28 protein-coding genes and 1 tRNA gene are annotated in these 26,172 nt (G+C 73.0%); 21 read left to right on the top strand and 8 right to left on the bottom strand.

Annotation, left to right across the window (positions count from 1 at the left end):
- The first annotated feature begins 142 nt into the window (after nt 1–142).
- The 10 genes from pruA (at nt 143) to BLU42_RS14110 (ending at nt 7,579) form a co-directional block, all read left to right on the top strand.
- Nucleotides 143–1,783 carry an L-glutamate gamma-semialdehyde dehydrogenase gene (gene pruA, locus BLU42_RS14155; protein ID WP_091075518.1) on the top strand — a complete coding sequence of 547 codons (1,641 nt, stop codon included), beginning with the start codon at nt 143–145 and terminating at the stop codon, nt 1,781–1,783.
- A gap of 1 nt (nt 1,784) precedes the next feature.
- Nucleotides 1,785–2,816, top strand: a complete 1,032-nt coding sequence (locus BLU42_RS14150; protein WP_331715240.1) for a proline dehydrogenase family protein — start codon at nt 1,785–1,787, stop codon at nt 2,814–2,816.
- 231 nt (nt 2,817–3,047) lie between these two features.
- Nucleotides 3,048–3,269 carry a translation initiation factor IF-1 gene (gene infA / locus BLU42_RS14145; protein WP_091075514.1) on the top strand — a complete coding sequence of 74 codons (222 nt, stop codon included), beginning with the start codon at nt 3,048–3,050 and terminating at the stop codon, nt 3,267–3,269.
- A 98-nt stretch (nt 3,270–3,367) separates the two neighbouring features.
- On the top strand, nt 3,368–3,481 hold the full coding sequence (rpmJ, locus tag BLU42_RS14140) for a 50S ribosomal protein L36 (RefSeq protein ID WP_091075509.1): 114 nt from the start codon (nt 3,368–3,370) through the stop codon (nt 3,479–3,481).
- A 275-nt stretch (nt 3,482–3,756) separates the two neighbouring features.
- The gene (gene rpsM / locus BLU42_RS14135) at nt 3,757–4,131 is read left to right on the top strand and encodes a 30S ribosomal protein S13 (protein ID WP_091075506.1); all 375 of its coding nucleotides are present in this window, start codon (nt 3,757–3,759) and stop codon (nt 4,129–4,131) included.
- A 44-nt stretch (nt 4,132–4,175) separates the two neighbouring features.
- The gene (gene rpsK, locus BLU42_RS14130; RefSeq protein WP_091075503.1) at nt 4,176–4,580 is read left to right on the top strand and encodes a 30S ribosomal protein S11; all 405 of its coding nucleotides are present in this window, start codon (nt 4,176–4,178) and stop codon (nt 4,578–4,580) included.
- A gap of 32 nt (nt 4,581–4,612) precedes the next feature.
- Nucleotides 4,613–5,218 carry a 30S ribosomal protein S4 gene (gene rpsD, locus BLU42_RS14125; RefSeq protein WP_091075499.1) on the top strand — a complete coding sequence of 202 codons (606 nt, stop codon included), beginning with the start codon at nt 4,613–4,615 and terminating at the stop codon, nt 5,216–5,218.
- A 144-nt stretch (nt 5,219–5,362) separates the two neighbouring features.
- Nucleotides 5,363–6,379: a DNA-directed RNA polymerase subunit alpha gene (locus tag BLU42_RS14120; protein ID WP_091075495.1), complete on the top strand. Its 1,017-nt coding sequence runs from the start codon at nt 5,363–5,365 to the stop codon at nt 6,377–6,379.
- Between the two features lie 80 nt (nt 6,380–6,459).
- Nucleotides 6,460–7,104 (top strand): 50S ribosomal protein L17, encoded by a 645-nt coding sequence (rplQ, locus tag BLU42_RS14115; RefSeq protein WP_091075492.1) that lies wholly within the window; start codon nt 6,460–6,462, stop codon nt 7,102–7,104.
- A 70-nt stretch (nt 7,105–7,174) separates the two neighbouring features.
- On the top strand, nt 7,175–7,579 hold the full coding sequence (locus BLU42_RS14110) for a rhodanese-like domain-containing protein (protein WP_172825797.1): 405 nt from the start codon (nt 7,175–7,177) through the stop codon (nt 7,577–7,579).
- 1 nt (nt 7,580) lies between these two features.
- Here BLU42_RS14110 and BLU42_RS14105 read toward each other — a convergent pair whose 3' ends face one another.
- A complete protein-coding gene (locus tag BLU42_RS14105) occupies nt 7,581–8,261 on the bottom strand; it encodes an HAD family hydrolase (RefSeq protein WP_091075488.1) in 681 nt (226 codons plus the stop codon).
- 133 nt (nt 8,262–8,394) lie between these two features.
- On the opposite strand from BLU42_RS14105, the gene BLU42_RS21150 reads away from it, so the two are divergent.
- Both BLU42_RS21150 and BLU42_RS14095 read left to right on the top strand, forming a co-directional pair.
- Nucleotides 8,395–9,759 carry a glycosyltransferase 87 family protein gene (locus BLU42_RS21150; protein WP_091075485.1) on the top strand — a complete coding sequence of 455 codons (1,365 nt, stop codon included), beginning with the start codon at nt 8,395–8,397 and terminating at the stop codon, nt 9,757–9,759.
- 15 nt (nt 9,760–9,774) lie between these two features.
- The gene (locus tag BLU42_RS14095) at nt 9,775–11,337 is read left to right on the top strand and encodes an ATP-dependent DNA ligase (RefSeq protein ID WP_091075481.1); all 1,563 of its coding nucleotides are present in this window, start codon (nt 9,775–9,777) and stop codon (nt 11,335–11,337) included.
- A gap of 507 nt (nt 11,338–11,844) precedes the next feature.
- Here the strand turns inward: BLU42_RS14095 and BLU42_RS14090 are convergent.
- Complete coding sequence (locus tag BLU42_RS14090; protein WP_197680444.1) at nt 11,845–13,239, bottom strand: cryptochrome/photolyase family protein; 1,395 nt, start codon at nt 13,237–13,239, stop codon at nt 11,845–11,847.
- A gap of 86 nt (nt 13,240–13,325) precedes the next feature.
- Here BLU42_RS14090 and BLU42_RS14085 point away from each other — a divergent pair, with 86 nt between their 5' ends.
- The 3 genes from BLU42_RS14085 to trxA all read left to right on the top strand — a co-directional run bounded on the left by BLU42_RS14085 (nt 13,326) and on the right by trxA (nt 15,443).
- Nucleotides 13,326–14,015: a metal-dependent transcriptional regulator gene (locus BLU42_RS14085; protein ID WP_091075477.1), complete on the top strand. Its 690-nt coding sequence runs from the start codon at nt 13,326–13,328 to the stop codon at nt 14,013–14,015.
- Nucleotides 14,016–14,176: 161 nt separating this feature from the next.
- On the top strand, nt 14,177–14,950 hold the full coding sequence (locus BLU42_RS14080) for a class I SAM-dependent methyltransferase (RefSeq protein ID WP_091075473.1): 774 nt from the start codon (nt 14,177–14,179) through the stop codon (nt 14,948–14,950).
- Between the two features lie 106 nt (nt 14,951–15,056).
- Nucleotides 15,057–15,443: a thioredoxin gene (gene trxA / locus BLU42_RS14075; protein ID WP_091075470.1), complete on the top strand. Its 387-nt coding sequence runs from the start codon at nt 15,057–15,059 to the stop codon at nt 15,441–15,443.
- Between the two features lie 100 nt (nt 15,444–15,543).
- Here trxA and BLU42_RS14070 read toward each other — a convergent pair whose 3' ends face one another.
- Nucleotides 15,544–16,500 carry a nucleoside hydrolase gene (locus BLU42_RS14070; protein ID WP_157719978.1) on the bottom strand — a complete coding sequence of 319 codons (957 nt, stop codon included), beginning with the start codon at nt 16,498–16,500 and terminating at the stop codon, nt 15,544–15,546.
- Nucleotides 16,501–16,599: 99 nt separating this feature from the next.
- Between BLU42_RS14070 and BLU42_RS14065 the strand changes: the two genes are divergently transcribed.
- Nucleotides 16,600–16,672: transfer RNA gene (locus BLU42_RS14065), tRNA-Arg, on the top strand.
- Nucleotides 16,673–16,926: 254 nt separating this feature from the next.
- A complete protein-coding gene (locus tag BLU42_RS14060; RefSeq protein WP_091075463.1) occupies nt 16,927–17,346 on the top strand; it encodes a hypothetical protein in 420 nt (139 codons plus the stop codon).
- Between the two features lie 46 nt (nt 17,347–17,392).
- On the opposite strand, the gene BLU42_RS14055 is transcribed toward BLU42_RS14060, so the two are convergent.
- Both BLU42_RS14055 and BLU42_RS14050 read right to left on the bottom strand, forming a co-directional pair.
- Complete coding sequence (locus BLU42_RS14055) at nt 17,393–18,109, bottom strand: AAA family ATPase (protein WP_091075459.1); 717 nt, start codon at nt 18,107–18,109, stop codon at nt 17,393–17,395.
- A gap of 25 nt (nt 18,110–18,134) precedes the next feature.
- Nucleotides 18,135–18,545: a VOC family protein gene (locus tag BLU42_RS14050; RefSeq protein WP_091075456.1), complete on the bottom strand. Its 411-nt coding sequence runs from the start codon at nt 18,543–18,545 to the stop codon at nt 18,135–18,137.
- A gap of 101 nt (nt 18,546–18,646) precedes the next feature.
- On the opposite strand from BLU42_RS14050, the gene BLU42_RS14045 reads away from it, so the two are divergent.
- The 3 genes from BLU42_RS14045 to BLU42_RS14035 are packed head-to-tail and all read left to right on the top strand — an operon-like array spanning nt 18,647 to nt 21,441.
- Nucleotides 18,647–19,684 (top strand): alpha/beta hydrolase, encoded by a 1,038-nt coding sequence (locus BLU42_RS14045; protein ID WP_091075451.1) that lies wholly within the window; start codon nt 18,647–18,649, stop codon nt 19,682–19,684.
- Between the two features lie 40 nt (nt 19,685–19,724).
- On the top strand, nt 19,725–21,116 hold the full coding sequence (locus BLU42_RS14040) for a UTP--glucose-1-phosphate uridylyltransferase (RefSeq protein WP_091075447.1): 1,392 nt from the start codon (nt 19,725–19,727) through the stop codon (nt 21,114–21,116).
- Nucleotide 21,117: 1 nt separating this feature from the next.
- A complete protein-coding gene (locus tag BLU42_RS14035) occupies nt 21,118–21,441 on the top strand; it encodes a hypothetical protein (RefSeq protein ID WP_091075444.1) in 324 nt (107 codons plus the stop codon).
- 136 nt (nt 21,442–21,577) lie between these two features.
- Here BLU42_RS14035 and mscL read toward each other — a convergent pair whose 3' ends face one another.
- The 3 genes from mscL to BLU42_RS14020 all read right to left on the bottom strand — a co-directional run bounded on the left by mscL (nt 21,578) and on the right by BLU42_RS14020 (nt 23,144).
- Nucleotides 21,578–22,006 carry a large conductance mechanosensitive channel protein MscL gene (gene mscL / locus BLU42_RS14030; RefSeq protein ID WP_091080545.1) on the bottom strand — a complete coding sequence of 143 codons (429 nt, stop codon included), beginning with the start codon at nt 22,004–22,006 and terminating at the stop codon, nt 21,578–21,580.
- Nucleotides 22,007–22,075: 69 nt separating this feature from the next.
- Nucleotides 22,076–22,723 carry an RcpC/CpaB family pilus assembly protein gene (locus tag BLU42_RS14025; RefSeq protein WP_091075440.1) on the bottom strand — a complete coding sequence of 216 codons (648 nt, stop codon included), beginning with the start codon at nt 22,721–22,723 and terminating at the stop codon, nt 22,076–22,078.
- A 49-nt stretch (nt 22,724–22,772) separates the two neighbouring features.
- Entirely contained in the window at nt 22,773–23,144 is a 372-nt protein-coding gene (locus BLU42_RS14020; RefSeq protein ID WP_091075437.1) for an FmdB family zinc ribbon protein, read from the bottom strand.
- Between the two features lie 286 nt (nt 23,145–23,430).
- Here BLU42_RS14020 and BLU42_RS14015 point away from each other — a divergent pair, with 286 nt between their 5' ends.
- Nucleotides 23,431–25,950 (top strand): penicillin acylase family protein, encoded by a 2,520-nt coding sequence (locus BLU42_RS14015; protein ID WP_091075433.1) that lies wholly within the window; start codon nt 23,431–23,433, stop codon nt 25,948–25,950.
- The last annotated feature ends 222 nt before the right edge of the window (nt 25,951–26,172 follow it).

Here is a 26,172-nt window from a genome sequence, read left to right as displayed (position 1 = left end):
GCTCGCGGGACTTCGACACCTGTCGAACCCCGACCCAGGACCTGCGACCGCTGTCGCGTGACTTCTGCCGCGGTGGACGATGGGATGGGCAGTGCCGGGAGCGAGTGGCGCGACCGGCGTCGTCGAGCGACCGAGGAGCGACGTGGACGCGATCACGCAGGTGCCGGCCCCGACCAACGAGCCGGTGCGCGACTACGCACCGGGCAGCCCGGAACGGACCCGGCTGACCGCCGAGCTCGACCGGCTGGGCGGCCAGGTCACCGAGATCAGCCAGGTCGTGGGCGGTGAGCACAAGCCGGCGTCGGGCGACGCGTACGAGGTCGTGCAGCCGCACCGCCACAGCGCAGTCGTCGGCCGCTACGCCAGCAGCACGCACGCCGACGTCGCCGCGGCCATCGAGGCGTCGCAGGCCGCGGCCCCCGGCTGGCAGGCCCTGTCCTTCGACGACCGCGCCGCGGTCTTCCTCCGCGCGGCCGACCTCCTGTCCGGCCCGTGGCGCGCGACGCTGGCCGCCGCGACCATGCTGGGCCAGTCGAAGACGGCCTACCAGGCCGAGATCGACACCCCCTGCGAGCTCATCGACTTCTGGCGCTTCAACGTCGGCTTCGCCCGCCAGATCCTCGCCGAGCAGCCGATGTCGGGCCCTGGGGTCTGGAACCGCACCGACCACCGCCCGCTCGAGGGCTTCGTCTACGCGATCACCCCCTTCAACTTCACCGCCATCGCCGGCAACCTCCCGACGGCCCCGGCGCTGATGGGCAACGTCGTGGTCTGGAAGCCGTCGCCGACCCAGGCGCTGTCGGCGTACCTGACGATGCAGCTGCTCGAGGCCGCGGGCCTGCCGGCCGGCGTCATCAACCTGGTACTGGGCGACGGCCCGGTCGTCTCCGAGGTCGCCCTCGCCGACCCGCGCCTCGCGGGCATCCACTTCACCGGCAGCACCCGGACCTTCCAGCACCTGTGGCGCGAGGTCGGGACGAACATCGAGCGCTACGCCTCCTACCCGCGCCTCGTCGGCGAGACCGGCGGCAAGGACTTCGTCCTCGCGCACGCCTCGGCCGACCCCGAGGTCCTCACCACCGCGCTGATCCGCGGGGCCTTCGACTACCAGGGCCAGAAGTGCTCGGCCGCCTCGCGCGCCTTCGTGCCGCGCTCGGTGTGGTCGCGGATGGGTGAGGACTTCCTCGAGCAGGTCCGCGGGCTGCGCTACGGCGACGTGACCGACCTGTCGAACTTCGGCGGCGCGGTCATCGACCAGCGCGCGTACGACAAGAACAAGGCGGCCATCGACCGCGCCCGGGCCACCAGCGGCGTCACGGTCGCGGCCGGCGGCGGCACCGACGACTCCGAGGGCTACTTCGTGGAGCCGACCGTGCTCCTCGGAGACGACCCGACCGACGCGGCCTTCTGCGACGAGTACTTCGGCCCGATCCTGTCGGTGCACGTCTACGAGGACGGGCCGACGGCCTTCTCCGACGTCATGAAGGTGATCGACCAGGGCACGCCGTACGCCCTCACCGGTGCGGTGATCGCCGACGACCGCGCGGCGGTCGCCCAGGCGAGCGCGGACCTGCGCTTCGCCGCCGGCAACTTCTACGTCAACGACAAGCCGACCGGCGCCGTCGTCGGCCAGCAGCCCTTCGGCGGGGGCCGGGCCTCCGGCACCAACGACAAGGCCGGCTCCCCGCAGAACCTGCTGCGCTGGACGTCGGCCCGGTCGATGAAGGAGACCCTCGTCCCGCCGCGCAGCCCCCGCTACCCGCACCAGGGACAGGAGTCCTGACGTGACGACCTCCACGACGCCCCGCGCCGGGCTCAACCCCTCGAGCGGCGCTCTCTCCAAGCTGCGCGAGCGGCTGCCGGCGGTCTCCAACCCGCTGCGTCCCCTGCTGCTCGCCGCCGGCCGCTCGTCGGGGCTCAAGCGCGCCGTCACGGCGCTGCCGGTGACCCGCTCCATGGTCCGGCGCTACGTGCCCGGGGAGGCGCAGGACGCGGTCGTCTCCGCGACCCGCGAGATCCTCGCCTCGGGCCGCGCGATCAGCATCGACCACCTCGGCGAGGACACCTCCGACCCCGCCCAGGCGGAGGCGACCGTCCAGGCCTACCTCGACCTGCTCGCGGACTTCGGCCGCCTCGAGGTGCCCGCCGGGCTCCCGGTGCCCGCGCTCGAGGTGTCGCTCAAGCTGTCCGCGCTCGGGCAGTTCCTGCCCCAGGACGGCCACGACATCGCCCTGGCCAACGCCCGACGGATCTGCGCCGCGGCCGAGGCGGTCGGCGCCTGGGTGAACGTCGACGCCGAGGACCACACGACGACCGACTCCACGCTGGCGATCGTGCGCGAGCTGCGGGTCGACCACCCGACGCTGGCGACCGTGCTCCAGGCCTACCTGCGGCGCACCGAGGACGACTGCCGCGCGCTGTCGGGCCCGGGTTCGCGGATCCGGCTCTGCAAGGGCGCGTACGCCGAGCCCGCCGACGTCGCCTTCCAGCGCGGCGAGGAGGTCGACGCCTCCTACCAGCGCTGCCTGGAGGTCCTCTTCGCCGGTGAGGGCTACCCGATGGTCGCCTCGCACGACCCGGCGATGATCGACACCGCCCACGCGCTCGCGGAGCGGACCGGCAAGGGCAAGGACGGCTACGAGTTCCAGATGCTCTACGGCATCCGCGACGACGAGCAGCGCCGCCTGGCCGCCGACGGCCACACGGTGCGCGTCTACACCCCCTACGGCGACGAGTGGTACGGCTACTTCATGCGCCGCCTCGCCGAGCGCCCGGCCAACCTGCTCTTCTTCGCCCGTTCGCTGGTCGGGCGCTAGCCGGGCGCTCGCGCCCCGGAGCTGCGCGGCACCGGCGTCGACGGTCGGGGGACCGGGCACCAGGGGGAATGGCGCCCACGGCCCCGGCGTTGGCACGACCACAGCGCTCCCGCCCCGCGCCTTGTACGCCACCCGCGCACGATTTGGGGGCCGCGACGCGCTGACGTAACATTGCCTGTCGGTCACCTGCCGGTGACACGATGCATCATGCGATCAGGTTGATTGGGAGTCATGGCGAAGAAAGAAGGCGCGCTCGAGCTGGAGGGCACCGTGGTCGAGGCCCTGCCGAACGCGATGTTCCGCGTGGAGCTGGCCAACGGTCACAAGGTCCTCGCCACGATCAGTGGCAAGATGCGGCAGCACTACATCCGCATCCTCCCGGCCGACCGCGTCGTCGTCGAGCTCTCGGCGTACGACCTGACCCGCGGACGCATCGTCTACCGGCACAAGTGATCCCCGGGCCCGTCTCGCGACGGGCCGGCAGCTGAGCACACCACCAGCCGTCGGACGGGCCGCCCCGTCCGGCAACGAAGCACGAAGAAGGAAGCTCGATGAAGGTCCAGCCGAGCGTCAAGCCGATCTGCGACAAGTGCAAGGTGATCCGTCGTCACGGCAACGTGATGGTGATCTGCGAGAACCCGCGCCACAAGCAGCGCCAGGGCTGATCGCACCCCTCACCTGAAAGACCCGGGGCCCGCCCCGGCGCACGAGCAGAGCAGCACGACAAGCAGCACCAGCACCACAGCAGCACCCAGAAAAGTGTGATCGCAACCCCCGGACCGCGAGGCCCGGGGGACACCCCCGGTCGGAGGCCGGGGCCCAGGCGGTGGGACCGGAGACCGGGACCACCACAAGGCAGCCGGGGACGCGTCACGCCAGACACCTCCGCGGCGCAGCGCCCCGACAGGCGCGCGCCGACACACGAAAGGTCGTAAGCCTGATGGCTCGCCTGATCGGGGTTGACCTCCCGCGCGACAAGCGCCTCGAGGTCGCCCTCACCTACATCTTCGGCGTCGGTCACACCCGTGCGCTGGAGACCCTGGAGAACACCGGGATCAGCGGGGACACCCGTGTCCACCAGCTGAACGACGAGCAGCTCGTCGCCCTGCGTGACTGGATCGAAGCGCACTACCAGACCGAGGGTGACCTCCGTCGCGAGGTGGCCGCCGACATCCGCCGCAAGGTCGAGATCGGCTCCTACCAGGGCCGTCGCCACCGCGCCGGTCTGCCCGTCCGTGGTCAGCGCACCCGGACGAACGCCCGTGGCCGCAAGGGTGCGCGCAAGCCCGTCGCCGGCAAGAAGAAGGCGCGCTGACCCCCCGCGGGTCCCGCGCCTAGATCCAGGAGAACAGAGCACAGATGGCTACCGCAGGCCGCAACACCCGCGCCACGAAGGTGCGGAAGAAGGAAAAGAAGAACGTGGTGTCGGGCCAGGCCCACATCAAGAGCACGTTCAACAACACCGTCATCTCGATCACCGACCCCACGGGTGCGGTCATCGCCTGGGCCTCTGCCGGCACCGTCGGCTTCAAGGGGTCGCGCAAGTCGACCCCGTACGCCGCTCAGATGGCCGCCGAGGCCGCCGGCCGCCGCGCCATGGAGCACGGCATGAAGCGCATCGACGTCTTCGTCAAGGGCCCGGGGTCGGGCCGCGAGACCGCGATCCGCTCGCTCGGGGCCGTCGGCCTCGAGGTCGGCGCGATCGCCGACGTCACCCCCATCCCGCACAACGGCTGCCGCCCTCCCAAGCGGCGCCGGGTCTGACCCTCACACCCAGAAAGGAAAGCTGAACAGACATGGCTCGTTACACCGGTCCCATGACCAAGAAGTCGCGTCGCCTGGGTGTTGACCTGGTCGGCGGCGACAGCTCGTTCGAGAAGCGCCCCTACCCGCCCGGTGCCCACGGCAAGGGCCGCATCAAGGAGTCCGAGTACCTCCTGCAGATGCGCGAGAAGCAGAAGGCCCGTTTCTCCTACGGCGTCCTCGAGAAGCAGTTCCGCCTCTACTACGAGGAGGCGAACCGGGTCCAGGGCAAGACGGGTGACAACCTGCTGCAGATCCTGGAGTCCCGCCTCGACAACGTGGTCTACCGCGCCGGGCTCGCCCGCACGCGTCGGCAGGCCCGCCAGTTCGTCGTGCACGGCCACTTCCTCGTGAACGGCCACAAGGTCGACATCCCGTCGTACCGCGTGAGCCAGCACGACATCGTGGACCTCGCCCCGAAGGCGCTGGAGCAGACGCCCCACGTCATCAACCGCGAGACCCACGGCGAGCGCGAGGTCCCGGCCTGGCTGCAGGTGCTCCCCGAGCGCGGCCGCATCTTCGTGCACCAGCTCCCGAGCCGTGCGCAGATCGCGATCGACGTCCAGGAGCAGCTGATCGTCGAGCTCTACTCCAAGTAGTCCTCACCGTCGTACCCCGGGCCCGTCGAGCGATCGACGGGTCCGGGCGTCAGTGGCCCCGGCCACGGAGCACCACCCGGACCGCCAGATGCGGGTCCGGTTCCGCACCGTCAAATAACGGGGGTGCGGGGAAGGAAGAGCACCATGCTGATCGCCCAGCGCCCCACGCTGTCCGAGGAGACCGTCTCCGAGAACCGCTCGCGGTTCGCCATCGAGCCGCTCGAGCCCGGTTTCGGCTACACCCTCGGCAACTCCCTGCGCCGCACGCTGCTGTCGTCCATCCCGGGCGCGGCCGTGACGAGCATCAAGGTCGAGGGCAACCTCCACGAGTTCTCCACGATCGAGGGCGTGGTCGAGGACATCACCGAGATCATCCTCAACCTCAAGGCGCTCGTCGTCTCCTCCGAGGAGGACGAGCCCGTCACCATGTACCTGCGCAAGTCGGGTGCCGGTGAGGTCACCGCCGCGGACATCGCGCCGCCGGCCGGTGTCGAGGTGCACAACCCCGAGCTGCACATCGCCACGCTCAACGACTCCGGTCGCCTGGACATGGAGCTCGTGGTCGAGCGCGGCCGCGGCTACGTCTCCGCGGTGCAGAACAAGTCCATCGACGCCGAGATCGGCCGCATCCCGGTCGACTCGATCTACTCCCCGGTCCTCAAGGTCACCTACAAGGTCGAGGCCACCCGCGTCGAGCAGCGCACCGACTTCGACCGTCTGATCCTGGACGTCGAGACCAAGCCGGCCATCCGCCCGCGCGACGCCGTCGCGTCGGCCGGTCGCACGCTGACCGAGCTCTTCGGCCTGGCGCGCGAGCTGAACGTCGAGGCCGAGGGCATCGAGATCGGCCCCTCGCCGATCGACGAGCAGCTGGCCGCCGACCTGGCCCTGCCGGTCGAGGACCTGAACCTCACCGTCCGGTCCTACAACTGCCTCAAGCGCGAGGGCATCCACACGGTGTCCGAGCTCGTCTCGCGCAGCGAGCAGGACCTGCTCGACATCCGCAACTTCGGCTCCAAGTCCATCGACGAGGTCAAGCTGAAGCTGCACGAGATGGGTCTGTCGCTCAAGGACAGCGCTCCCGGCTTCGACCCGCTGAGCGCCATCCGCTACGACGACGAGGCCGACGAGGCCGACTACAGCGAGACCGAGCAGTACTGATCCCGCACCCCGTGCCCGCCCGCCCCGGCGGTCGGGCACGGGTAGGCAGAGCAAGCACCTGACACTGGAGAACGGACACCATGCCCACACCGACCAAGGGCGCCCGCCTCGGCGGCAGCCCGTCGCACGAGCGGATCATCCTCGCCAACCTCGCGACGCAGCTGTTCGAGCACGGCAAGATCGTGACGACCGAGGCCAAGGCCAAGCGTCTCCGCCCGCTCGCGGAGAAGCTCATCACCAAGGCGAAGCGCGGTGACATCCACGCCCGCCGCCAGGTGCTGACGACCGTCCGCGACAAGGGCGTGGTGCACGTGCTCTTCACCGAGATCGCGCCGACCCTGACCGACCGTGACGGCGGCTACCTCCGCATCACGAAGGTCGGGCCGCGCAAGGGCGACAACGCCCCCATGGCGCAGGTCGAGATCCTCACCGAGACGGTCGAGGACGGCCGCAAGAACCGCGCCAAGGTCGCCGCCCCGGCGCCGGCCGCGCGCAAGTCGGCCGAGCGTGGTGGCGCCCGGAAGGCGGCGGCTCCGGCGGCCGGCGGTGCCGACGAGCAGGTCGCCCCGGAGGCCCCGGTCGAGGAGACTCCCGCCGAGGAGCTCGTGACCGAGACCAACGAGCGCGACGAGGCCACCTCCGCCCAGGAGCAGCCGAGCGACGACGTCAACGCCGAGGAGGCGGCCTCGGCCGAGACCTCGACCGAGGGCGAGCAGAAGGCCTGACGAAGGCCCGTACGACCACGTGAACGGCGTCCACCCCTCGGGGTGGGCGCCGTTCGTGCATGATCGGCCGGTGCCCACGCCGCCCGCCGCGATCGACCTGCTGCTCGACCGGGCCCGGCAGGGCTGGACGCGCCTCACCGCCCTCGAGGCCCGTGATGCCGTGGCCCGCGGCGCGCTCCTCGTCGACACCCGGACGGCCGCGCAGCGGGCGCGGACCGGGGAGCTGCCCGGGGCGCTGGTCATCGACCGCACCGTGCTCGAGTGGCGCCTCGACCCGACGAGCCCCGTACGGATCCCCGAGGCGGGCGCGCGCCCGCAGGTCGTGGTCGTGTGCCGTCAGGGCTTCAGCAGCTCCCTCGCTGCCCGCTCGCTGCGCGGCCTCGGGGTCGACGCCACCGACGTCGTCGACGGGGTCGAGGGCTGGCTGGCGGCCGGGCTGCCGCTCGTCGCGGGCCCGGCGGACGTGCGGGAGTAGGTCAGGCCAGCCGGGACAGGATGGACTCGTCCCAGCGGTCGACGAGGTCGGCGGGTCCGTCGAAGATCTCGTCCGCCCCGGCGCCGCTGAGCTCGCAGCGGGGGATGCCCCCGCAGGTGAGCCCGATCAGGCGTACGCCGGCCGCGTGGGCGGCCTGCACGTCCCACACCGTGTCGCCGATGGCGACGGTCCGCGCGGGGTCGAGGCCGTGCTGCTGGATGGCCGTCGTCATCAGGTCGGGCGCGGGCTTGCCCTCGGCGACGTCGTCGGACGTCGTCGTCCCGGCGAGCACGCCCTCGCCGACGCCGATGGCCGGCAGCATCCAGTCGAGGTCGCTCCGGGGACCGCTGGTGGCCAGGACGACCCGGAAGCCCGCCTCCTGGCACCGGCGCACCAGGTGGTCGGCACCGGCGAAGGAGACGACCTCGCCCTGGAGCCTGGCGTAGCGCTTGGTGTGGCGCTTGGTCACCTTGCGCTTGGTCCGCTCGTCGGCCTCGTGGGCGAGCCGGTCGACCAGGCCGGCGCTGGCGATGCCGACGGCCTGGTGGGTGTCGGCCATGGTCACGCCGGCCACGCCCGCGTCCCGGAACGCCTGCCACCACGCCAGCGCGTGCAGGTAGTTGGTGTCGAGGAGGGTGCCGTCGACGTCCAGCAGCACCCCGGGCTTGTCGTCCGCGCTCATCCCCCGATGCTCGCAGGCCCCGGTCGCGTCCGACGGGGGAACCACACGGTGGTCAAAGCCCGCCCACAGCCCCGCCCGTGAGGGTGGTCGTCGCCCGGCCGTCCGGTCGGCGACCACGTACGAAGGGCCTGCCGTGACGACGACCCCGATCCCCGTCGAGGCGGCTCCGCGCACGCCTCCCGCCGGCGCCGACCTCCAGGGCCCGCGCCGCCGGTGGACGGTCCCCGTCGTCCTCGCGGCGCTTCTCGTGGTCGGGCTCGCGGTGCGGGTGCCGATGCTGTCGGAGCAGTCGGGGGACTACCGGGCGTTCCTGCTGCCCTGGTACGAGCACCTGCTCGACGCGGGCGGGTTCGGCGGGCTCGCCGACGCGTTCTCGAACTACAACACCCCCTACCTCGTGCTGCTCGCGGCGCTGACCCACCTGCCCGTCGACCCGCTGGTCGGGATCAAGGCGATCTCGATCGTCTTCGACGTGGTGCTCGCCGCGTTCGCGTACGGGATCGTCCGCTGCGTCCGGCCCGGCTCGCGCTGGTCGCCGGTGGTCGCCGCCGGGCTGACCTTCCTGCTGCCGACCGTCGTCCTGAACAGCGCCTGGTGGGCCCAGTGCGACTCCGTCTACGCCTCGCTCTGCCTCGGCAGCCTCTTCTTCCTCCTCCGGCGGCGGACCGCGCTGGCCTGCGCGGCCTTCGGGCTGGCGTTCGCCTTCAAGCTCCAGGCGGTCTTCCTCCTGCCCGCGCTGCTCGTGCTCCTCGTCGTGGACCGTCGGCGGCTGCGGGGCCTGGTCCTCGTCCCGGTGACGTTCTTCGCCGCGCTGCTGCCCGCCTGGTTCGCGGGCCGCGGCTTCGCCAGCCAGCTGTCGGTCTACCCGGCGCAGGTGACGGACGGCTCCGGCACGGCGGGCGGCGGCGCCGGCCGGCCCACCGGCGGCTTCGGCGGGGGAGGCGTCGGCGGGGGCGGGTTCGGTGGGCGCGCCCCGGGCGGCGGCGGGTTCGGCGGGGGAGGTGGCGGCCGCGGGGCGACCGTGACGGCGCACAGCTTCACCGACAACGCCCCGACCTGGTACGCCTGGCTCCCGGGTGACGCCGCCACCACCTGGAAGTGGGTCGGCCTCGGGGTCGCGGCGGCCGTCGCCCTCGCCTTCGCGGTCTGGCTCGTGGCCCGGCGCCGCCGGCTGGTGCCCGGGGAGGTGCTGCTCGTCGCCGCGACCCTGAGCCTCGTCGTCCCCCTGCTCCTGCCCGAGATGCACGAGCGCTACTTCTTCCTCGGCGAGGTGCTGGCCGTGCTCGCGGCCTTCGTCGACCGGCGCTTCGTCGCGGTGGCCGTCCTCATGCAGGTCGCGACGCTGAGCACCTACTGGACCTACCTGGCCCGCGTCACCCTGCTGCCGCTCGAGGCCGCGTCGGGCGTCGCGCTGGCTGCGGCGCTCGTCGCGAGCGCCGTGCTGGTGCTGCGGCTCCGGCGTCCCGACGGCCGTCCGGCGGGAACCGTCAGGGCCTGACGGCATGATCGGTCCATGCTGCTCCAGCGCCTGGCCGAGACCTGGTCCGCGCTCGCCGCGACGCGGAGCCGGATCGCCAAGCGCGAGCTGATCGCGGGCGTCCTGGCCGACGTGGGCCCCGACGACGAGCTCGAGACCGTCGTCGCCTACCTCATCGGGTCGCTGCGGCAACGGCGTACGGGGGTCGGGGCCCGCTCGCTCGTGCGGCTGCCGCCACCCGCCGCCGACGCGTCGCTCACCGTGGCCGAGGTCGACGCGACGTTCGGGCGCATCGCCGGGCTGGCGGGTGCGGGTTCGGTGGCGGCGCGGGCCGACGCGGTGGCCGAGCTGTTCGGGCGGGCGACCGCCGCCGAGCAGCCCTTCCTGCGCGGGCTGGTCTTCGGCGAGCTGCGGCAGGGGGCGTCGGAGGCGGCGGTCCAGGACGCGCTCGCGACGACGTACGGGGTCCCGCTCGCCGCCGTGCGGCGTGCGGCGATGCTGCGCTCCTCGACGGTGGCCGCAGCGGCCCTGCTCCACACCGGGGGCCTGGCGGCGCTGGAGGCGGTCGGGCTGGAGGTGGGGACCGCGGTGCAGCCGATGCTGGCGGCGAGCGAGCCCGACCCGGTCGCCGCCGTCGCGCGGACGGGCCTGCCGGCCCTGGTCGACGCCAAGCTCGACGGCATCCGGGTGCAGGTCCACCGCGACGGCGACGAGGTGCGCGTCTACACGCGCAGCCTGGACGACATCACCGCCCGGCTGCCCGAGGTGGTCGCCGCCGTCCGTGCGCTGCCGCACGCGCGGGTGGTGCTCGACGGCGAGGTGCTCGCCCTGCGCGAGGACGGTCGGCCCGAGGTGTTCCAGGCCGTCGCCTCGCGGACGATGAGCAGCTCCGACGTCGAGTCGGCGCAGCGCCGGCTGCCGCTGCGGCCCTTCTTCTTCGACGTGCTGCGCGTCGACGAGCACGACTACCTCGACGCTCCCCTGCACGAACGGGTGGCCGCGATGGAGGCGCTGCTGCCCGCGCACCAGGTGGTGCCGCGCGTGGTCGCCGACGACGTGGCCACGGTCGAGCGGGTGTTCGGCGAGTGGGTCGGGCAGGGCTACGAGGGGGTCGTGGTCAAGCGGCTCGACGCCCCGTACGCCGCCGGCCGGCGCGACTCGGCCTGGGTCAAGCTCAAGCCCCGCCACACCTTCGACCTCGTCGTCGTCGCGGTGGAGTGGGGGAGCGGGCGGCGTCAGGGCTGGTTGTCGAACCTGCACCTCGCGGCCCGCGACCCCGAGCGCGGCTTCGTCATGCTCGGCAAGACGTTCAAGGGCCTGACCGACGAGACGCTCCGCTGGCAGACCGAGCACTTCCTGGGCCTGGAGACGAGCCGGACGCGCCACGTCGTGCACGTCGAGCCGACGACGGTGGTCGAGATCGCGATCGACGGCCTGCAGGTCTCCACCCGCTACCCGGGCGGCGTCGCCCTCCGCTTCGCCAGGGTCCTCCGCTACCGGCAGGACAAGTCGGCCGACGAGGCCGACCTGCTGGAGACCGTGAGAGCGCTGGCCCCGGTGCTACCGACTGAGCGAGACAAGGACGAGGACCCCGACTAGACGAGGACGCGCTGCGGCAGGAGCGCCTGAAGCCCGGGATGCGCCGGATCGGGCGCCGGTGCCTGGACGACCGGAGGAGGAAGCCTCCGCGGCGCGGTCATGACCGGAGGCGTTGCCCGCGGGCTTCCGACGAAGGGAGGAAGGCACCGGGTTGGAGCCCGATCCGCGTCCGGAGCGAAGCGAAGGACATCAAACATGGACAAACCCGCGAGCTTGTCAACCGGGCTCCGGTGGAGCTGTGCGGTCGGCCGGATGGACGGTCCGGCACTCGCGGGTTCGGGTGTTGGCTGTGGATTAGCCGGCCTCTCGACCGGGCGGATCACGCCGCGTCCTGGTCGAACGGCTAGGCCGCCGCCACCTCACTCGTCCGTATGTCACTCATTTATCGGACCACCTCCTTCCCGTGTACCCACCACGTTAGGTCGGCTCTTCAAGGGGGTCAACGACTTTCTCCAGCGCATTCCGCGGCCAACCCCGAGCGGACCGGGAGGTGGGCGCGCGAGGCGCTCAGCCGCGGACCTGCTGGTAGCGCTCGAGGGCCTCGAGGCGTTCGGCCTTGTGGTCGACGACCGGGGCCGGGTAGCCGGGTGGCAGGCCCTCGGGGGCGAGCCACGGCTCGTGGACGTGCTTGCCGCTGACGCCGGCCAGCTCGGGCACCCAGCGGCGGATGTAGGCGCCGTCGGGGTCGAACTTCGTCGACTGCAGGGTGGGGTTGAAGACCCGGTAGAAGGGTGAGGGGTCGTTGCCGCACCCGGCGACCCACTGCCAGTTGAGCTGGTTGCTGGCCACGTCGCCGTCGTGCAGGTGCTCCATGAACCACGCCGCCCCGTCCTCCCACGGCAGGTGCAGGTCCTTGACCAGGAACGACCCGACCACGAGCCGTACGCGGTTGTGCATCCAGCACTCGGCGAGCAGCTGGCGCATCCCGGCGTCGACGAGCGGGTAGCCCGTGCGGCCCTGCTGCCAGGCGTCGAGCCGCGCGGCCGCGACGCCGGACGTGGCCGGGTCGTCGCGCTCGAAGTCGCGGAACCTCGGCTGGACGGGGCTGCGGATGGCGTCGGGCCGGTTCCACAGCACGTCGGCGTAGAAGTCGCGCCAGACGACCTGGCGGGCGAAGGCGGCCGGCCCCTCGCCGTCGAGCCCGGCCAGGTCGGCCAGGAGCGTGCGGGGGTGCAGGTGCCCCCAGCGCAGGGCCTTGGAGACGTGGGCGGTGGCGTCGGGCGCGGGCAGGTCGTGGAGGCGCTTGTAGCCGGCCGGCCCCTCCGCCTCGCGGTCGAGCCACGCCTGCCAGGCGGCGCGGGCGTGCCGCTCGCCCACGAAGGGCAGCAGGTCGGCGTCGGCGTCCTCGAGCGGCACCCGCTGCTCGCTCGCCACCCAGGTGACGGCCGTGGGGTCGACCGGCTCCGCGGGGCCGTGGACGCCACGGGCGGACCACGCGCGGTGGAAGGGCGAGAACACCTGGAAGGGCGTGCCGTACTGGTTGAGCAACGTCCCGGGGGCGACCGCGTACGGCGACCCAGTCGCCCGCAGGCTGCGCCCGTCCGCCGCGAGGGCCTCGGCCACCCGGGTGTCACGCCGGCGCCCGTACGGCCCGAAGTCCGCGCTGACGTGCACGGTGCCCGCGCCGACCTCGGCGGCGACCCGCCGGACCACGTCCTCGGGGCGGCCCTCGACCACGCTCAGTCCCGGTCCGCCGGCCTCGCGGAGCTCGCCGTCGAGGTCGACGAGCGCGGCGGCGAGCCACGTCGCCCGGGCGCGCCCGGCGCCCTGGCGCAGGACGGGGTCGCTGACGAACAGGGGCAGGACCGGCCCCTCCGCCAGGGCGGCGAGGAGGGCCGGGTTGTCGGCGAGGCGCAGGTCGCGGCGCAGCCACCAGATCGCCGGCGGGTGGGGGTCGGGCACGTCCACTAGTCTTGCCCCCGGGTCGCGTGCGCGAGAGGGGCAGTCCTGCTCCGGAGGACCCGCGGGCCGACCACGGAGGGCTGAACGTGAGTGACCTGATCGACACCACGGAGATGTATCTCCGGACGATCTACGAGCTGGAGGAGGAGGGCATCGTCCCCCTCCGCGCGCGCATCGCCGAGCGCCTCCACCAGAGTGGTCCGACGGTGTCCCAGACGGTCGCCCGCATGGAGCGCGACAACCTCGTCCGCGTGCAGGGCGACCGCCACCTGGAGCTGAGCGACGAGGGCCGCTCCCGGGCGATCCGCGTGATGCGCAAGCACCGCCTCGCCGAGCGCCTGCTCATCGACGTGATCGGCCTGGACTGGGAGCTCGTCCACGACGAGGCCTGCCGCTGGGAGCACGTCATCTCCGAGGACGTGGAGCGCAAGCTCGTCGACCTGCTCGGCCAGCCCCAGGTGTCGCCGTACGGCAACCCGATCCCCGGGCTCGACGAGCTCGGCGTGCTCGAGACGTCCGGGCGCTTCCGCGACGGCAACGAGCAGCTGGCCGACGCCGTGCGCGGTGCGCCGGTGCGGGTCGTGATCGAGCGGATGAGCGAGGAGATCCAGAAGGACGTCGAGATGATGGGCACCCTGCGCGTCGCCGGCATCCGCCCGGGCGCGGAGGTCGAGGCCGAAGCCGGCGGCCTGGGCGTCCGGCTCAACGCCGAGGGCCACCCCGGCTGCGAGATCGACCGCGAGGCGTCGACCCACCTCTTCGTCACCCGGGTCTGACAGGCCGTGCCCCTCGCCCGCTGCTCGGCTGCGCGGCGCCGACGCACGGCGTCCGCTGCGTCGTCGTCGCAGGGACGTCCGGTCGCTGACTCCTCCTCCGCCGTGCCGCCACCGCACCTCGACGCCGCTCGCCACGAGCACCGGTCGAGGGACACGGCCTAGTGCCTGGTCGCGAGGTCGACTGGCCCGCGTACCTCGCCCGCTTCCACGCCGAGCGCCCGGGCGTGGTGGAGGACGTGCTGTCGCGTGCGTCGCGGGCCGGGCAGTCGCCCTACCGCTGGCTCGCCCGGGCCGTCTCCGAGGACGCGACGACCGTCGTCGACCTGGCGTCGGGCTCGGGCCCGGTCGCCCGCGAGCTCGCGCGGCCCGGCCGTACGGTCGTCGGCCTCGACCTCTCCGCCGACGAGCTGCGCCTGGCCGCGCGCCGTGGGGCCGGACCGCTGGTCCGCGCGGACGCGAGGACGCTCCCGTTCCGCGACGCCTCGGTGGACGTGGTGACGAGCGCGCTCGGGCTGGTCGTCGTGCAGCCGCTCGGGGAGGTCCTGGCCGAGGTCGCCCGGGTGCTGCGGCCCGGTGGTGTGCTCGCCGCGATCGCCCCCGCCCTCAGGCCGCTCGCGCCGAGCGACCTGCGCCGGCTCGGACGACTCAGCACGACCCTGCGCGGCGGCCCGCGCTTCCCCGGACCGGTGGAGCTCGCCGGCTTCCGCCGAGGCCTCGCCGAGCACGGCCTCCAGGTCGTGGAGGACAAGCGCGAGCGCTACCGGTTCACGGTCGGCACCTCCGACGACGCCTGGCTGCTCGTCTCCTCGCTCTACCTGCCGCACACGTCGCCGGCGCGCGTCGCGGCCGCCGTCGACCACCTCTCGGAGGCGGCCGAGCGCGAGGGTGGCGTGGAGATCGCGATCCCGGTCCGCAGGATCGTCGCCCTCAGGTAGCCGGACCTCCGGCGGGGCCCGGAATAGCCCCGGCCGGCGTGTGGTTCTGGTGTGCAGGTCCGCGACGTACGTCGGACGGACCACGCGACGTGGAGGAGCAGGAAGCATGGCGACGGTCGAGATCAACTCCGACAACTTCGAGAAGACGATCAGCGACAACGACATCGTGCTGGTCGACTTCTGGGCCGACTGGTGCGGCCCGTGCAAGCGTTTCGGCCCGATCTTCGAGAAGGAGTCGGAGGAGAACGGCGACATCGTCTTCGCCAAGCTCGACACCGACGCCAACCAGCAGCTCTCGGGCTCGCTCGGCATCGAGGGAATCCCGACGCTGATGGCCTTCCGCGAGGGCGTCCTCGTCTTCAACCAGGCCGGCGCGCTGCCGGGCCCGGCGCTGAAGCAGGTCGTGGACGCGGTCAAGGGCCTCGACATGGCCGAGGTGCACAAGCAGGTCGCCGAGCTCAAGGACAAGCACGAGGGCCACTCGCACGAGTGAGACCCGGCTCGGAACGAGCCGCAGTAGACACGGAGGACCCGCCCGGGAATCATCCCGGCGCGGGTCCTCGTGCGTCCTGCCGCCGTCGCGCGGTGAGCGGCTACCGCTCGAGGGCGTCGACCACGTCGACGAAGGCCTGTGCGGCGGCCGCCAGGTCGGCGTCGAGGGCGACCTCCAGCACCGGCCACGGGTCGCGGTCGAGGGCCTGCTGGTCCTGCGCGTGCGGCCTCCGGTCGACGATCGTCTGACCGCGGCCGAGCCCCTCGAGGTTCACGCGGACGGGCAGGTGCTCGGTGGTGAACAGCTCGGGGTGCGTCAGCACCAGCAGGGCACCGGCGTCGCCGAGGACGCCGACGTAGTCCTGCTCGAAGCCCGCGGCCCGCGTGCCACGACGGTGCAGCAGCTCCCCGGCCGCCCGGACCGCCGGGTGGTCGGAGCGGGTCCAGCGGTCCGCCACCTCCTGCTCGATCACCAGGCGGTTGAAGACGTCGAGCCCGTACATCGTCACGGGCAGGCCCGACTCGACGACGCAGGTCGCCGCCTCGGGGTCCTGCCAGACGTTGAACTCGGCGAGCGCGGTCACGTTGCCCACCGACGCGGAGCCGCCCATGAAGACCAGCCGCTCGAGGTGGTCGGCGACGTCGGGGTGCAGCGTGAGCAGCATCGCGACGTTCGTCATCGGCGCGAGGCTGACGAGCGTCACCGGTTCGGACGCCCCCGTGATGGCGGCGTGCAGCAGCTCGGTGGCGGGCTGGTCGGCGACCGTACGGCTCGTCGGCGCGAGCTCCACGCCCGCGAGCCCGTCCGCCCCGTGGAACTGCCCCTCGGGCCGCATGCGCTCGATCAGGGGCTTCGTCGCGCCGGCGGCGACGGGGACGTCTCCCGCACCCGCCGCCTCCAGCACCCGCAGGGTGTTCTCGACGACCTGCTCCAGACCGGCGTTGCCGGCCACGCAGGTCACCGCGCGCAGGTCGAGGTCGGTGCAGCCCACGGCGTAGAGCAGGGCGAGCGCGTCGTCGGTGCCGGTGTCGACGTCCACCACGATCGGTCGGGCCATGGGCCTCATGCTCGCAGCGGCGGGCGCCGCCGGAGCGCGCGGCCCGGAGGGGCGGACCCGGAGGCGCGGCACGCCGCTTGCCACTAGCCTGGGTCGCCGGCCCCCATAGCTCAGGGGATAGAGCAGAGGTTTCCTAAACCTCGTGTCGCAGGTTCGAATCCTGCTGGGGGCGCCCCGTCGCCCTCGCGGCTCCCGCTGCTCCGGGCGGTGTCCCGCCTCGGCGTGTTATCGCCTCCCAGGACCACTTCCGAGGCGGAAAGCACAACGATCGAGCGATTGTCAACCCCTTCCCAAGAATTTCCTGGGAACAGTGCGAAATCGCCCCCGCCGGGGTGCGGCCGGACCGACGCTTGTGCCCTGCGTGAAGCACTCGGGGAAAGAGCTTGATCGCAACGGCTGTCCGCAGCCCGTGAACCAGGGAGTCGCATGTCCCCCCGTAGTGCAGGCCTCGTCCCCACCCCCTCCGCGCTCGACGGTGCACAGGTCCTGACCCGGCAGTCCGCCCTCGCCGGCGACGCGTCGCCGCTCGTCCGTGACGCGGCGCTGACCGTCGGCGCGCCGGGCTGGACCCCCGGCCACCACGCCGCGGCGCAGCAGCGCCAGGCCGAGGCCCTGAGCGGGACGATCAAGCTCACCCCGACCGTCGAGCCGGAGGCCGCCGCGTCCGTCGTCCCGGCCGTCGCCGCGCCCTTCGCGCTCGCGCAGCCGACCGGCGCCCCGACCGCGGAGGAGAGCGCCGCCGTGGACGCGCTGTTCGACCAGGCGGCCCGCATCAACGTCGTCCTGCTGGCGTTCGCGCTCGTGGCCGTCGCCGCGGTGCTCGCGGTGGTGCTCACGCACCTCTGAGTCGTCCGACGACGCCGGCGCCGGTCGAGGAGATCGGTTCGGCGCGTCAGTCGTCGAGGACGTGGCGCAGGTAGTGCCGCGGGTCGGTCAGGTAGGAGCGCCAGTTCGCGACGAGGACGAGGTCGTCCCACGTCGTCTCGCGCACGCCCCACTCGCCCAGCTCGAGGATGGTCGCGCCGGGCAGCGCCGCGAGCACGGGGGAGTGGGTCGCGCACACGACCTGCGCGCCAGGCGTCCGCGCCAGCTCGTGCAGGCGGCCGAGCAGCACGAGCGTCGAGGAGAAGGACAGGGCCGCCTCCGGCTCGTCGAGGCAGTAGAAGCCGGGCCTGCGGAGGTACCACTCGACCGCCGACAGGAACGACTCCCCGTGGCTCATCTCGTGGTAGCGACCGACCGCGGCCTCGGTGGCCAGGTAGGTGAAGAAGCCGTGCATCGTCTCGGCGCGCAGGAAGAACCCGTTGCGCTGGGCACCGCCGCCGCGCACGAGGCGCAGCGTGTCGGCCAGTCCCGACTCGGAGGCGTACGTCGCGTGCAGCGAGCCGCGCTCGCCACCCTCGACGCCCAGGCCGAACGCACCGGCCAGGCCCTCCACGAGCGTGGACTTGCCCGCGCCGTTCTCCCCGACCAGGAAGGTCACCCCGGCCGGCAGGTCGAGGCCGTCGCGCAGCACCTGGGCGACGGCGGGGACGGTGGCCGGCCACTCGTCGTCGGGCACCGGCTCCCGGGCCTCGACCCGGCGGACGGGGCGGTCGTCGAACCGCATCCTGGACGCCGTGGGACGTGGCGGGTCAGCTGCCGGCGATGTTGACCATCCAGGGGATGCCGAACCGGTCCTGGCACTGCCCGTACTCGTCGCCCCACATCTGCTTCTCGAGGGGGAAGGTCACCGTTCCGCCCTCGGAGAGCCGCTCCCAGTAGCCGCGCAGCGCGTCGACGTCGTCGCCGCTGAGGCTCACCGTGATGTTGTCGCCGGGGGTGAGGTCCATCGAGGACGGCACGTCGGAGATCATCAGCGTGAACCCCATCGACGTCTCGAGCTGGCCGTGCATGACCTGGTCGCCCTCGACGCCGGGCGGGGTCTCGCCGAACTCGCCGAACGTCGTGACGGTGTACTCGCCTCCGAAGACCGACCGGTAGAAGTCCAGGGCCTCGCGGGCCTGGCCGCGGAAGTTCAGGTAGGGGTTGAGACGGGAAGGCATGGCGGTGCTCCTCTGCTCGCGGCCGGCCGGGCGCTCGGCACGACCATCCTGACCCGCGCGTCGCGGAACACTCATCGGGGTCGCGCCGTACCCTCGTCGCCATGCGGCAACCCGGTGCTCTCAGCCGCACCGTGCTGGCCCTGATCTGGCTCGTGGTCGGCGCCGCGATGGTCGTCGTGACCGCGTGGATCGGCTGGACGCGCGGCGGCGTGCTCCTGAACGGTCACCCGGCCGCCGTCGTCCTCGGGCTGGCCACCGGGCTGCTGGGCTTCGTCGCGATGGCCTGGGCGGTGGCCACGCTCGTGATGGGCGACCGGCAGGACCGCGAGGGCGACGACGAGCACCCCGTGCGCCGCACTCCGGCGCAGCTCGAGCGCCGTGCCAAGGTGCGGGTCCTGCTGGCCGTGCCGCTGCTCGTGCTCGCCGTGCTGTCGGTCGTGCTCCTCGGCTACTCGAGGCCCTTCGCCGCCCAGCCGTCGGCGCTCGCCGCGATGCGCAGCGAGAACGGCGTCCGCGTCGTCGACCGGGTGACCTGGTACGAGCTCGTGCCGAGCATGGAGGACGCCAAGGGCGCCACGGTGCGGCCCACGACCGGCCTGGTCTTCCTGCCCGGCGCCCGGGTCGACCCGCGCTCGTACGCCCCGGAGCTGCGCCGGGTGGCCGAGGCCGGCTACCTCGTCGTGGTGCTCAAGGAGCCCTTCGGCTTCTCGATCTTCGACGGCGGCCACGCAGGGACCATCCTGGCCAACCACCCGGAGATCACCCACTGGGCTGTCGGCGGGCACTCGCTCGGCGGGACCGTCGCCGCGTCCTTCGCCGAGGACGACCAGCGCGTGCAGGGGCTGCTCCTGCTCGCCTCCTACCCCGCGAGCCGGCTCGAGCGCACCGACCTGCGCGTCACGTCGGTCTCCGGTGGCCAGGACGGGCTCGCCACGCCCGCCGACATCGAGCGCTCCAAGGCGAACCTGCCGGCCGAGACCACCTACGTCGTGATCTCCGGCGCCGCGCACGCGAGCTTCGCCGACTACGGCCTCCAGCCCCACGACGGCACGGCGACCGCCGACCTCGGCGCGGTCCAGGAGCAGGTGGCCGCCGCGGCGGTCGCCCTGCTGGTCGCGATCACGCCCGAGGCCAAGTAGCGGTTCCGCGGGCGGGGCGGATCGTCCCTACGATCGACCCATGAGCGCAGCAGGTCTGGAAGCCGCCCGCACGAAGATGGCCGACGCGGGGGTGCAGCCCCAGGCGATCGAGGTCTTCGCGCACTACTACCACCAGCTGGAGGAGGGCGTCACCGGCCTCATCGCCGAGGACAGCATCGAGCCGCTGACCGACCCGCCGATGCTGGTCGACGTCGAGGTCAGCGACGAGCAGGCCGCCGAGGCGCTCGGGCGGACCGCGATCATCAAGCTCAACGGCGGTCTCGGCACGTCGATGGGCATGGAGAAGGCCAAGTCGCTGCTGCCCGTGCGCGGGGACCAGACGTTCCTCGACCTCATCGTCGAGCAGGTGCAGGCGGCGCGTGCCACGTACGGCGCCCGGCTCCCGCTGCTGTTCATGGACAGCTTCCGCACGCGCGAGGACACCCTCGCCGCGCTGGCGCGCCACACCGACCTCCCGGTCGACGGCCTCGACCTCGACTTCCAGCAGAACCAGGAGCCCAAGCTCCTCACCGAGGACCTGACCCCGGTGGAGTGGCCGGCCGATCCGGCCCTGGAGTGGTGCCCGCCCGGGCACGGCGACCTCTACACGACCCTCGAGGGCTCCGGCGTCCTCGACCGGCTGATCGAGCAGGGCTACCGCTACGCCTCGGTCTCGAACTCCGACAACCTCGGCGCCGCGCCCGACGCCCGCATCGCGGGGTGGTTCGCCGCGACCGGCGCGCCGTACGCGGCCGAGGTGTGCCGGCGCACGCCCGCGGACCGCAAGGGCGGCCACCTCGCGGTCCGGAAGTCCGACGGGCAGCTGATCCTGCGCGACACGGCGCAGACCGCGCCCGACGAGATGCACTTCTTCACCGACGAGCACCGCCACCCGTTCTTCCACTGCAACAACCTGTGGTTCGACCTGGCCGCGGTCTCGACGGTGCTCAAGGAGCGCAACGCCGTCCTCGGGCTGCCGCTGATCAAGAACGTGAAGAACGTCGACCCGTCGGACTCCTCCTCGCCGGAGGTCGTGCAGGTCGAGAGCGCGATGGGCGCCGCGATCGAGGTCTTCCCCGGCGCCACGGCGATCGGCGTCGGGCGCGAGCGCTTCCTGCCCGTGAAGACGACGAACGACCTGGCCCTGCTGCGCTCCGACGTCTACGACGTCACGCCCGAGGGGCGGCTGGACCGCGTCACCGACCCGGCGCCGCTGGTCGACCTCGACCCCAAGCACTACAAGACCATCTCGAAGTTCGACGCGCGCTTCCCGGCGGGCGTGCCCTCCCTGCGCGAGGCCCGCAGCCTTACCGTGCACGGCGACTGGACCTTCGAGGCCGACGTCCGGGTCACCGGTGCCGCGACGCTCGACGACGAGGGCTCGCCGAGCACCGTGCCGAGCGGCACCGTGCTGGGCGGGGACCAGGCCTGAGGTGGACGAGGCTCCCGGGCTGCCGCTCCGCCCCTGGCACCAGGCGCTGGCGTACGCGGTCTGCGGCGAGCGGCGCCCCGAGCTCGGCGCGCAGGTCGCGCCCGACCTCGACGCCGTGGTCGAGGCGCTGGAGGGGCGTCCGCGGGGCGCGTTCGTCGTGCCCGCCGACCTCCGCGAGGGGATCGGTGCGGCCCAGATGGCCGCGGCGGTGACCGAGCTGCGCGCCCGGCTCGGCCGAGCCTCGCGCCCGGTCCTCGTCGACCGCGCGCCCGACGCCGACGAGCGTCGGCTGCTCGCGGACGTGCCGCCGCACCACGGCTCCTGAGGACGACGTCGCGACGACCTCCATGCGGGACGCCCTCGGCCGACGTCACGGCAGATGTCGAAGCGCCCCCACCTCGCCGATCAGCGAGGTGGAGGGCGCTTCGTCGTGCTGCTGGTGTGAAGACCCGGGTGGGGCCTCAGCGCTCGGTGACCTGGCCAGGGAAGGAGCCGGGGACCTGGCCGGGCGTCGGGTTACCGACGGCCTGCTGGCGCAGGAGGTCGCGGATCTCGGTGAGGAGGTCCTCGGAGGTCACGGCGGGCGCGGCCTCGACCTGCTCCTCCTGCTTCTTGAGGCGGGCGCTGATGTTGGTGAAGGGGATGACGACGAGCCAGTACACGACGGCGGCCGTGAGCACGAAGCTCAGGAGCGCCGTGATGAAGACGCCGACGCTGATGCCGTAGATCGAGGTGCTGCTGAAGTCGGGGACACCCCCGAACTTGCCGATGATGTCCATGATCATCCCGGTGAACGCCTTCACCACGGCGGCGAACGCCGTGCCGATGATGACGGCGACGGCCAGGTCGACGAGGTTTCCGCGCATCAGGAAGTCGCGGAAACCGGTCAGGCTCTTCATAGGTCGTGTCCTCCGTGGGGTGGTCGGGATCTGGTTTCCGCGTGCGCCCACGTCGGCGACTCACGTCCAGGTGATCGTCAGGCTGCCACCCGCCGCTGCCCGGGTCAACGCTCCGACGTCGGTGTCGGGGACGTCGAGCACGACGAGCGCGCCGGCGGAGGTCGCCTGGTCGTCCTCGCTCCGAGCGGGCACCGTCACCACACGGACGCGCCGCGCCACGGTCGACGAACGACCGCCCTCCGCGCTGACGCCGAGGACGTCGACGAGGTCGCCGGGGCGGAGGAGCCCGACGACGTCGGCGTCGGCCAGACGGACCGGGGCGAGGACGTGCCCGGGACCCACGGCGGCGGGACCGGTGAGCGCGACGGGGGTGAGGACCTGGTGGCGGGGGACCGGGGCGGCCAGCCGCAGACCGACGAGCGCGTCGAGGTCGGCGCTCGCCCCGTCGGGGAGCCCGTCGCTGGGCAGGGCGACCGTCTCGAGGTCGTCCGCGGTGAGGACGGCACCGCCGACCAGGTCGCTGCGCGCCCGGACGACGTCCGTCGTCGCGGGCGCGGGTGGCGCGGTGGCAGCCAGCCCCGTCAGGACCGCGGCCGCGGCCGCGACGACCGCGAGCTTGCGCCGGTGCCAGGACGCCGCCCGCGCCAGGAGGCGCAGCGGGTGGTGACGGTGGTGGGGGATGCCGGGTCGGCTGGTCGAGGCGCGCACGCCTCAACCCTCATGACGTCGGCCCGGACGTGCCGGTCGTCCACAGACCTCAGCCGGCGGAGCCCGACCCTGTGGACGAGGAGGCGGCGGCCTTGGCCGGCTTGGCGGTGTCGGTCTTGGTGCCCGACGAGCCCGAGCCGCTGTCGCCGGACTTGTCGGAGGAGCCGGACCCGCTGCTCTTGGTGTCGGAGCCGGAGGACCCCGAGGAGCCCGACGAGCCGGAACCGCTCGACGAACCCTCCTTGGGCCGCGAGTCCGTGCGGTAGAAGCCCGAGCCCTTGAACACCACGCCCACCGCGTTGTAGATCTTCCGCAGCTGCCCGTGGCAGTTCGGGCACTCCGTCAGCGCGGCGTCGCTGAACTTCTGCACGGCCTCGAGGTCGTGCCCGCACTCGGTGCAGCGGTACTGGTAGGTAGGCATGGTGCTCTCTCCGTCGTGACCGGCCCCGCGGGCCGACCGTGTCTCGCTAGCACTCAAGAATATCGACTGCCAACCCATTCCCGGGACGCCGGAACGAGCCGTGCGCCTTCCTGCCCGACGCCGACGTCTCTGACCTGACCTCGACGTCTTCAAGTCGACCACCACCGGACCGCGCGCCGGTGTCTGGACGACGAGAGTGCGAACACGCTTCTCGTTCGCGAACGAGGAGGAAGACACCGGGTGAGAGCGCGGTCCGCGTTCGAGCGGAGCGAGGACAATCAAGCACGTGCGTCTCGTCCCCCGCTGGCTCGTCTTCGCGCTCGTGGTGGTCGTGCTGGTCGCCGGCGGGCTGGTCAGCCTCGGCGCCGCCACCGTGCGGCGGCCGCTGCCGATGCTCGAGGGGGAGGTCACCCTGCCGGGCCTGAACGGGCGCGCGACGGTCCTGCGGGAGGACCACGGCGTGCCGCAGGTCTACGCCGACGAGCCCGAGGACCTCTTCGAGGCGCAGGGCTACGTGGCGGCGTCCGACCGCTTCTTCGAGATGGACGTGCGCCGGCACGCGGCGGCCGGGCGCCTGTCGGAGCTGTTCGGGTCCTCGCAGGTCTCCACCGACACCTTCGTCCGGACGCTCGGCTGGTACCGCACGGCCGAGGCCGAGCTGCCGCTGCTGTCGCCCTCGACCCGGCGCTACCTGGACGCGTACGCCTCGGGCGTCAACGCCTACCTGCGCGGACGCTCGCCGGGGCAGCTGTCGCTGGAGTACAGCGTGCTCGACCTGGCGGGCCGCGTCGCGACGCCGGAGCCGTGGACCGCGGTCGACTCCCTCGCCATCCTCAAGGTCTTCGGCTGGCAGCTGGGCTCGAACGCCGACGCCGAGACCTACCGCGCCCGCGCCACCGCCGCGGTGGGTGCCGACCGCGCCGCCGACCTCTTCCCGGGCCCGCTGCCGGGCTACGACCCGATCGTGACCGCCGGGACGGTCCGCGGGAAGGCCTTCGACCCCGACGCCACGGGGACGACGTCAGCCGGGCCGTCGGGGACCGTGGCCGCGACCGAGGGGACGGGCGCGGTCGAGGCCTCGGCCCGGGCGCGGGAGACGCTGACCGGCCTCTTCGGCTCCGGCGACGGCATCGGGTCCAACTCCTGGGTCGTCAGCGGCGCGCACACCGCCAGCGGCAAGCCGATGCTGTCCAACGACCCGCACCTAGCGGCCTCCATCCCCTCGGTGCTCGCCCAGGTCGGCCTGCACTGCGGGACCGTGGGGCGCGACTGCCCCTTCGACGTCACCGGCTACTCGATCACCGGCCTCCCGGGCGTGGTGATCGGGCGCAACGCCTCGATCGCCTGGGGCATGACCACCAGCTACGCCGACGTGCAGGACCTCTACCTCGAGCAGGTCGTCGGCGACACCGTGCGGGTGGGGGAGGCGTACGAGCCCCTGACCGTCCGCACCGAGGAGCTGCGCGTCGCCGGCGAGGACGAGCCGCGCACCATCACGGTCCGCTCGACCCGGCACGGTCCGCTGCTGTCCGACGCCGACCCGGCCACCGCCGACGCCGGCCGCCGCACCGACGCGCCGGGCGGGGCGTACGCGGTCTCGATCGCCTGGACCGGCTCGACGCCGGGCCGCAGCATGGACGCCCTGCTCGGGCTGGACGCGGCGAGCGACTGGGACTCCTTCCGCAGCGCCGCCTCGCTGCTCACGGTGCCCTCGCAGAACCTCGTCTACGCCGACGTCCGCGGGAACATCGGCTACCAGCTCCCCGGGCTGGTGCCGGTCCGCGGCCGCGGCGACGGCACCGTGCCGGTGCCGGGCTGGGACCGCCGCTACGACTGGACGGGCACGATCCCGTTCGCCGAGCTGCCCTTCGTGGAGAACCCGTCGAGCGGCGTCGTGGTGGCCGCCAACAACCAGGTGATCGGGTCGCAGTACCCCTACGTCGTCGGGTCCGCGAACTCCTACGGCTGGCGCAGCCAGGAGCTGCTCGACCGGCTCACCGACGCGCGCGGCCTGACCGCTGCGACGGCCGAGCCGCTGTTCTACGACACCCGGCAGCGGTTCGCCGCCGACCTCGTCCCCGCGCTGCTCAAGGTGCGCGTCGACGACGCATTCGTGCGCGAGGGCCAGCAGACCCTGCTCGGGTGGGACTACCGGATGGAGCCGGGCTCGGCGGCCGCGGCCTACTTCGCCGTCGTCGAGCACGACCTGGAAAAGCTCGTCTTCCGCGACCAGCTGCCGCCCGCGCTGTGGCCGGCCGGCGGGGACCGCTGGTACGCGGTGCTCGACACGCTGCTGCAGGACCCGGACAACCCCTGGTGGGACGACGCCTCGACGCCGGGCGTGGAGAAGCGCGACGACGTCCTGCTCGCGGCCATGACGCTGGCGCGCAAGGAGGCGACCTCGCTCATGTCCCGCGACCCGGCGGGCTGGTCGTGGGACCGGATCCACACGGTCGCGCTGAAGAGCTCGACGCTCGGCACGAGCGGCAACCCGGCCGTCGAGGCGCTGTTCAACCGCAAGCCGGTCGGCGTCGGCGGCGCCCCGGCGACGGTGAACGCGCTCGCGTACGGCGCCGACGGCTACACCGTCACCGCCGGGCCGACGATGCGGATGCTGGTCGACCTGGCCGACCCCGACGGCGGGCGCTGGGTCAACCAGAGCGGCGCCTCGGGCCACCCCTTCGGCCCCTACTACGCCGACCAGGCCGAGCTGTGGGCGACGAACCGCACGTGGCCGATGGTCACCACGCGCAACGCCGTGGCCGCGCAGACGCGGCACACGCTCGTCCTCACGCCCGACGGCTAGGCCCTTCGACAGGCTCAGGGGACGTACCGCGTGCGCGGCGTGAAGTGTGGTGCCACCACGGGGGCACGTCGCTAGGATGAGGTCCACAAGGCGTCGACCCGGCCATCACCGGCGAGCCTCCGGAAGAACGGGCCGAGCGCGAGCGGGGCCTCAGTAGAACCGGACGGGTGGGCCCGACACAGCCCGGACGAGCGGGCGGCCGTGCCGGTGGGCCGTCAAGCG

This window comes from Microlunatus sagamiharensis (genome assembly GCF_900105785.1).
GTDB lineage: Bacteria > Actinomycetota > Actinomycetes > Propionibacteriales > Propionibacteriaceae > Microlunatus > Microlunatus sagamiharensis.
The sequence above is the reverse complement of the archived record's forward strand: the minus strand, read 5'-3'. Positions and strand labels throughout refer to the sequence as shown.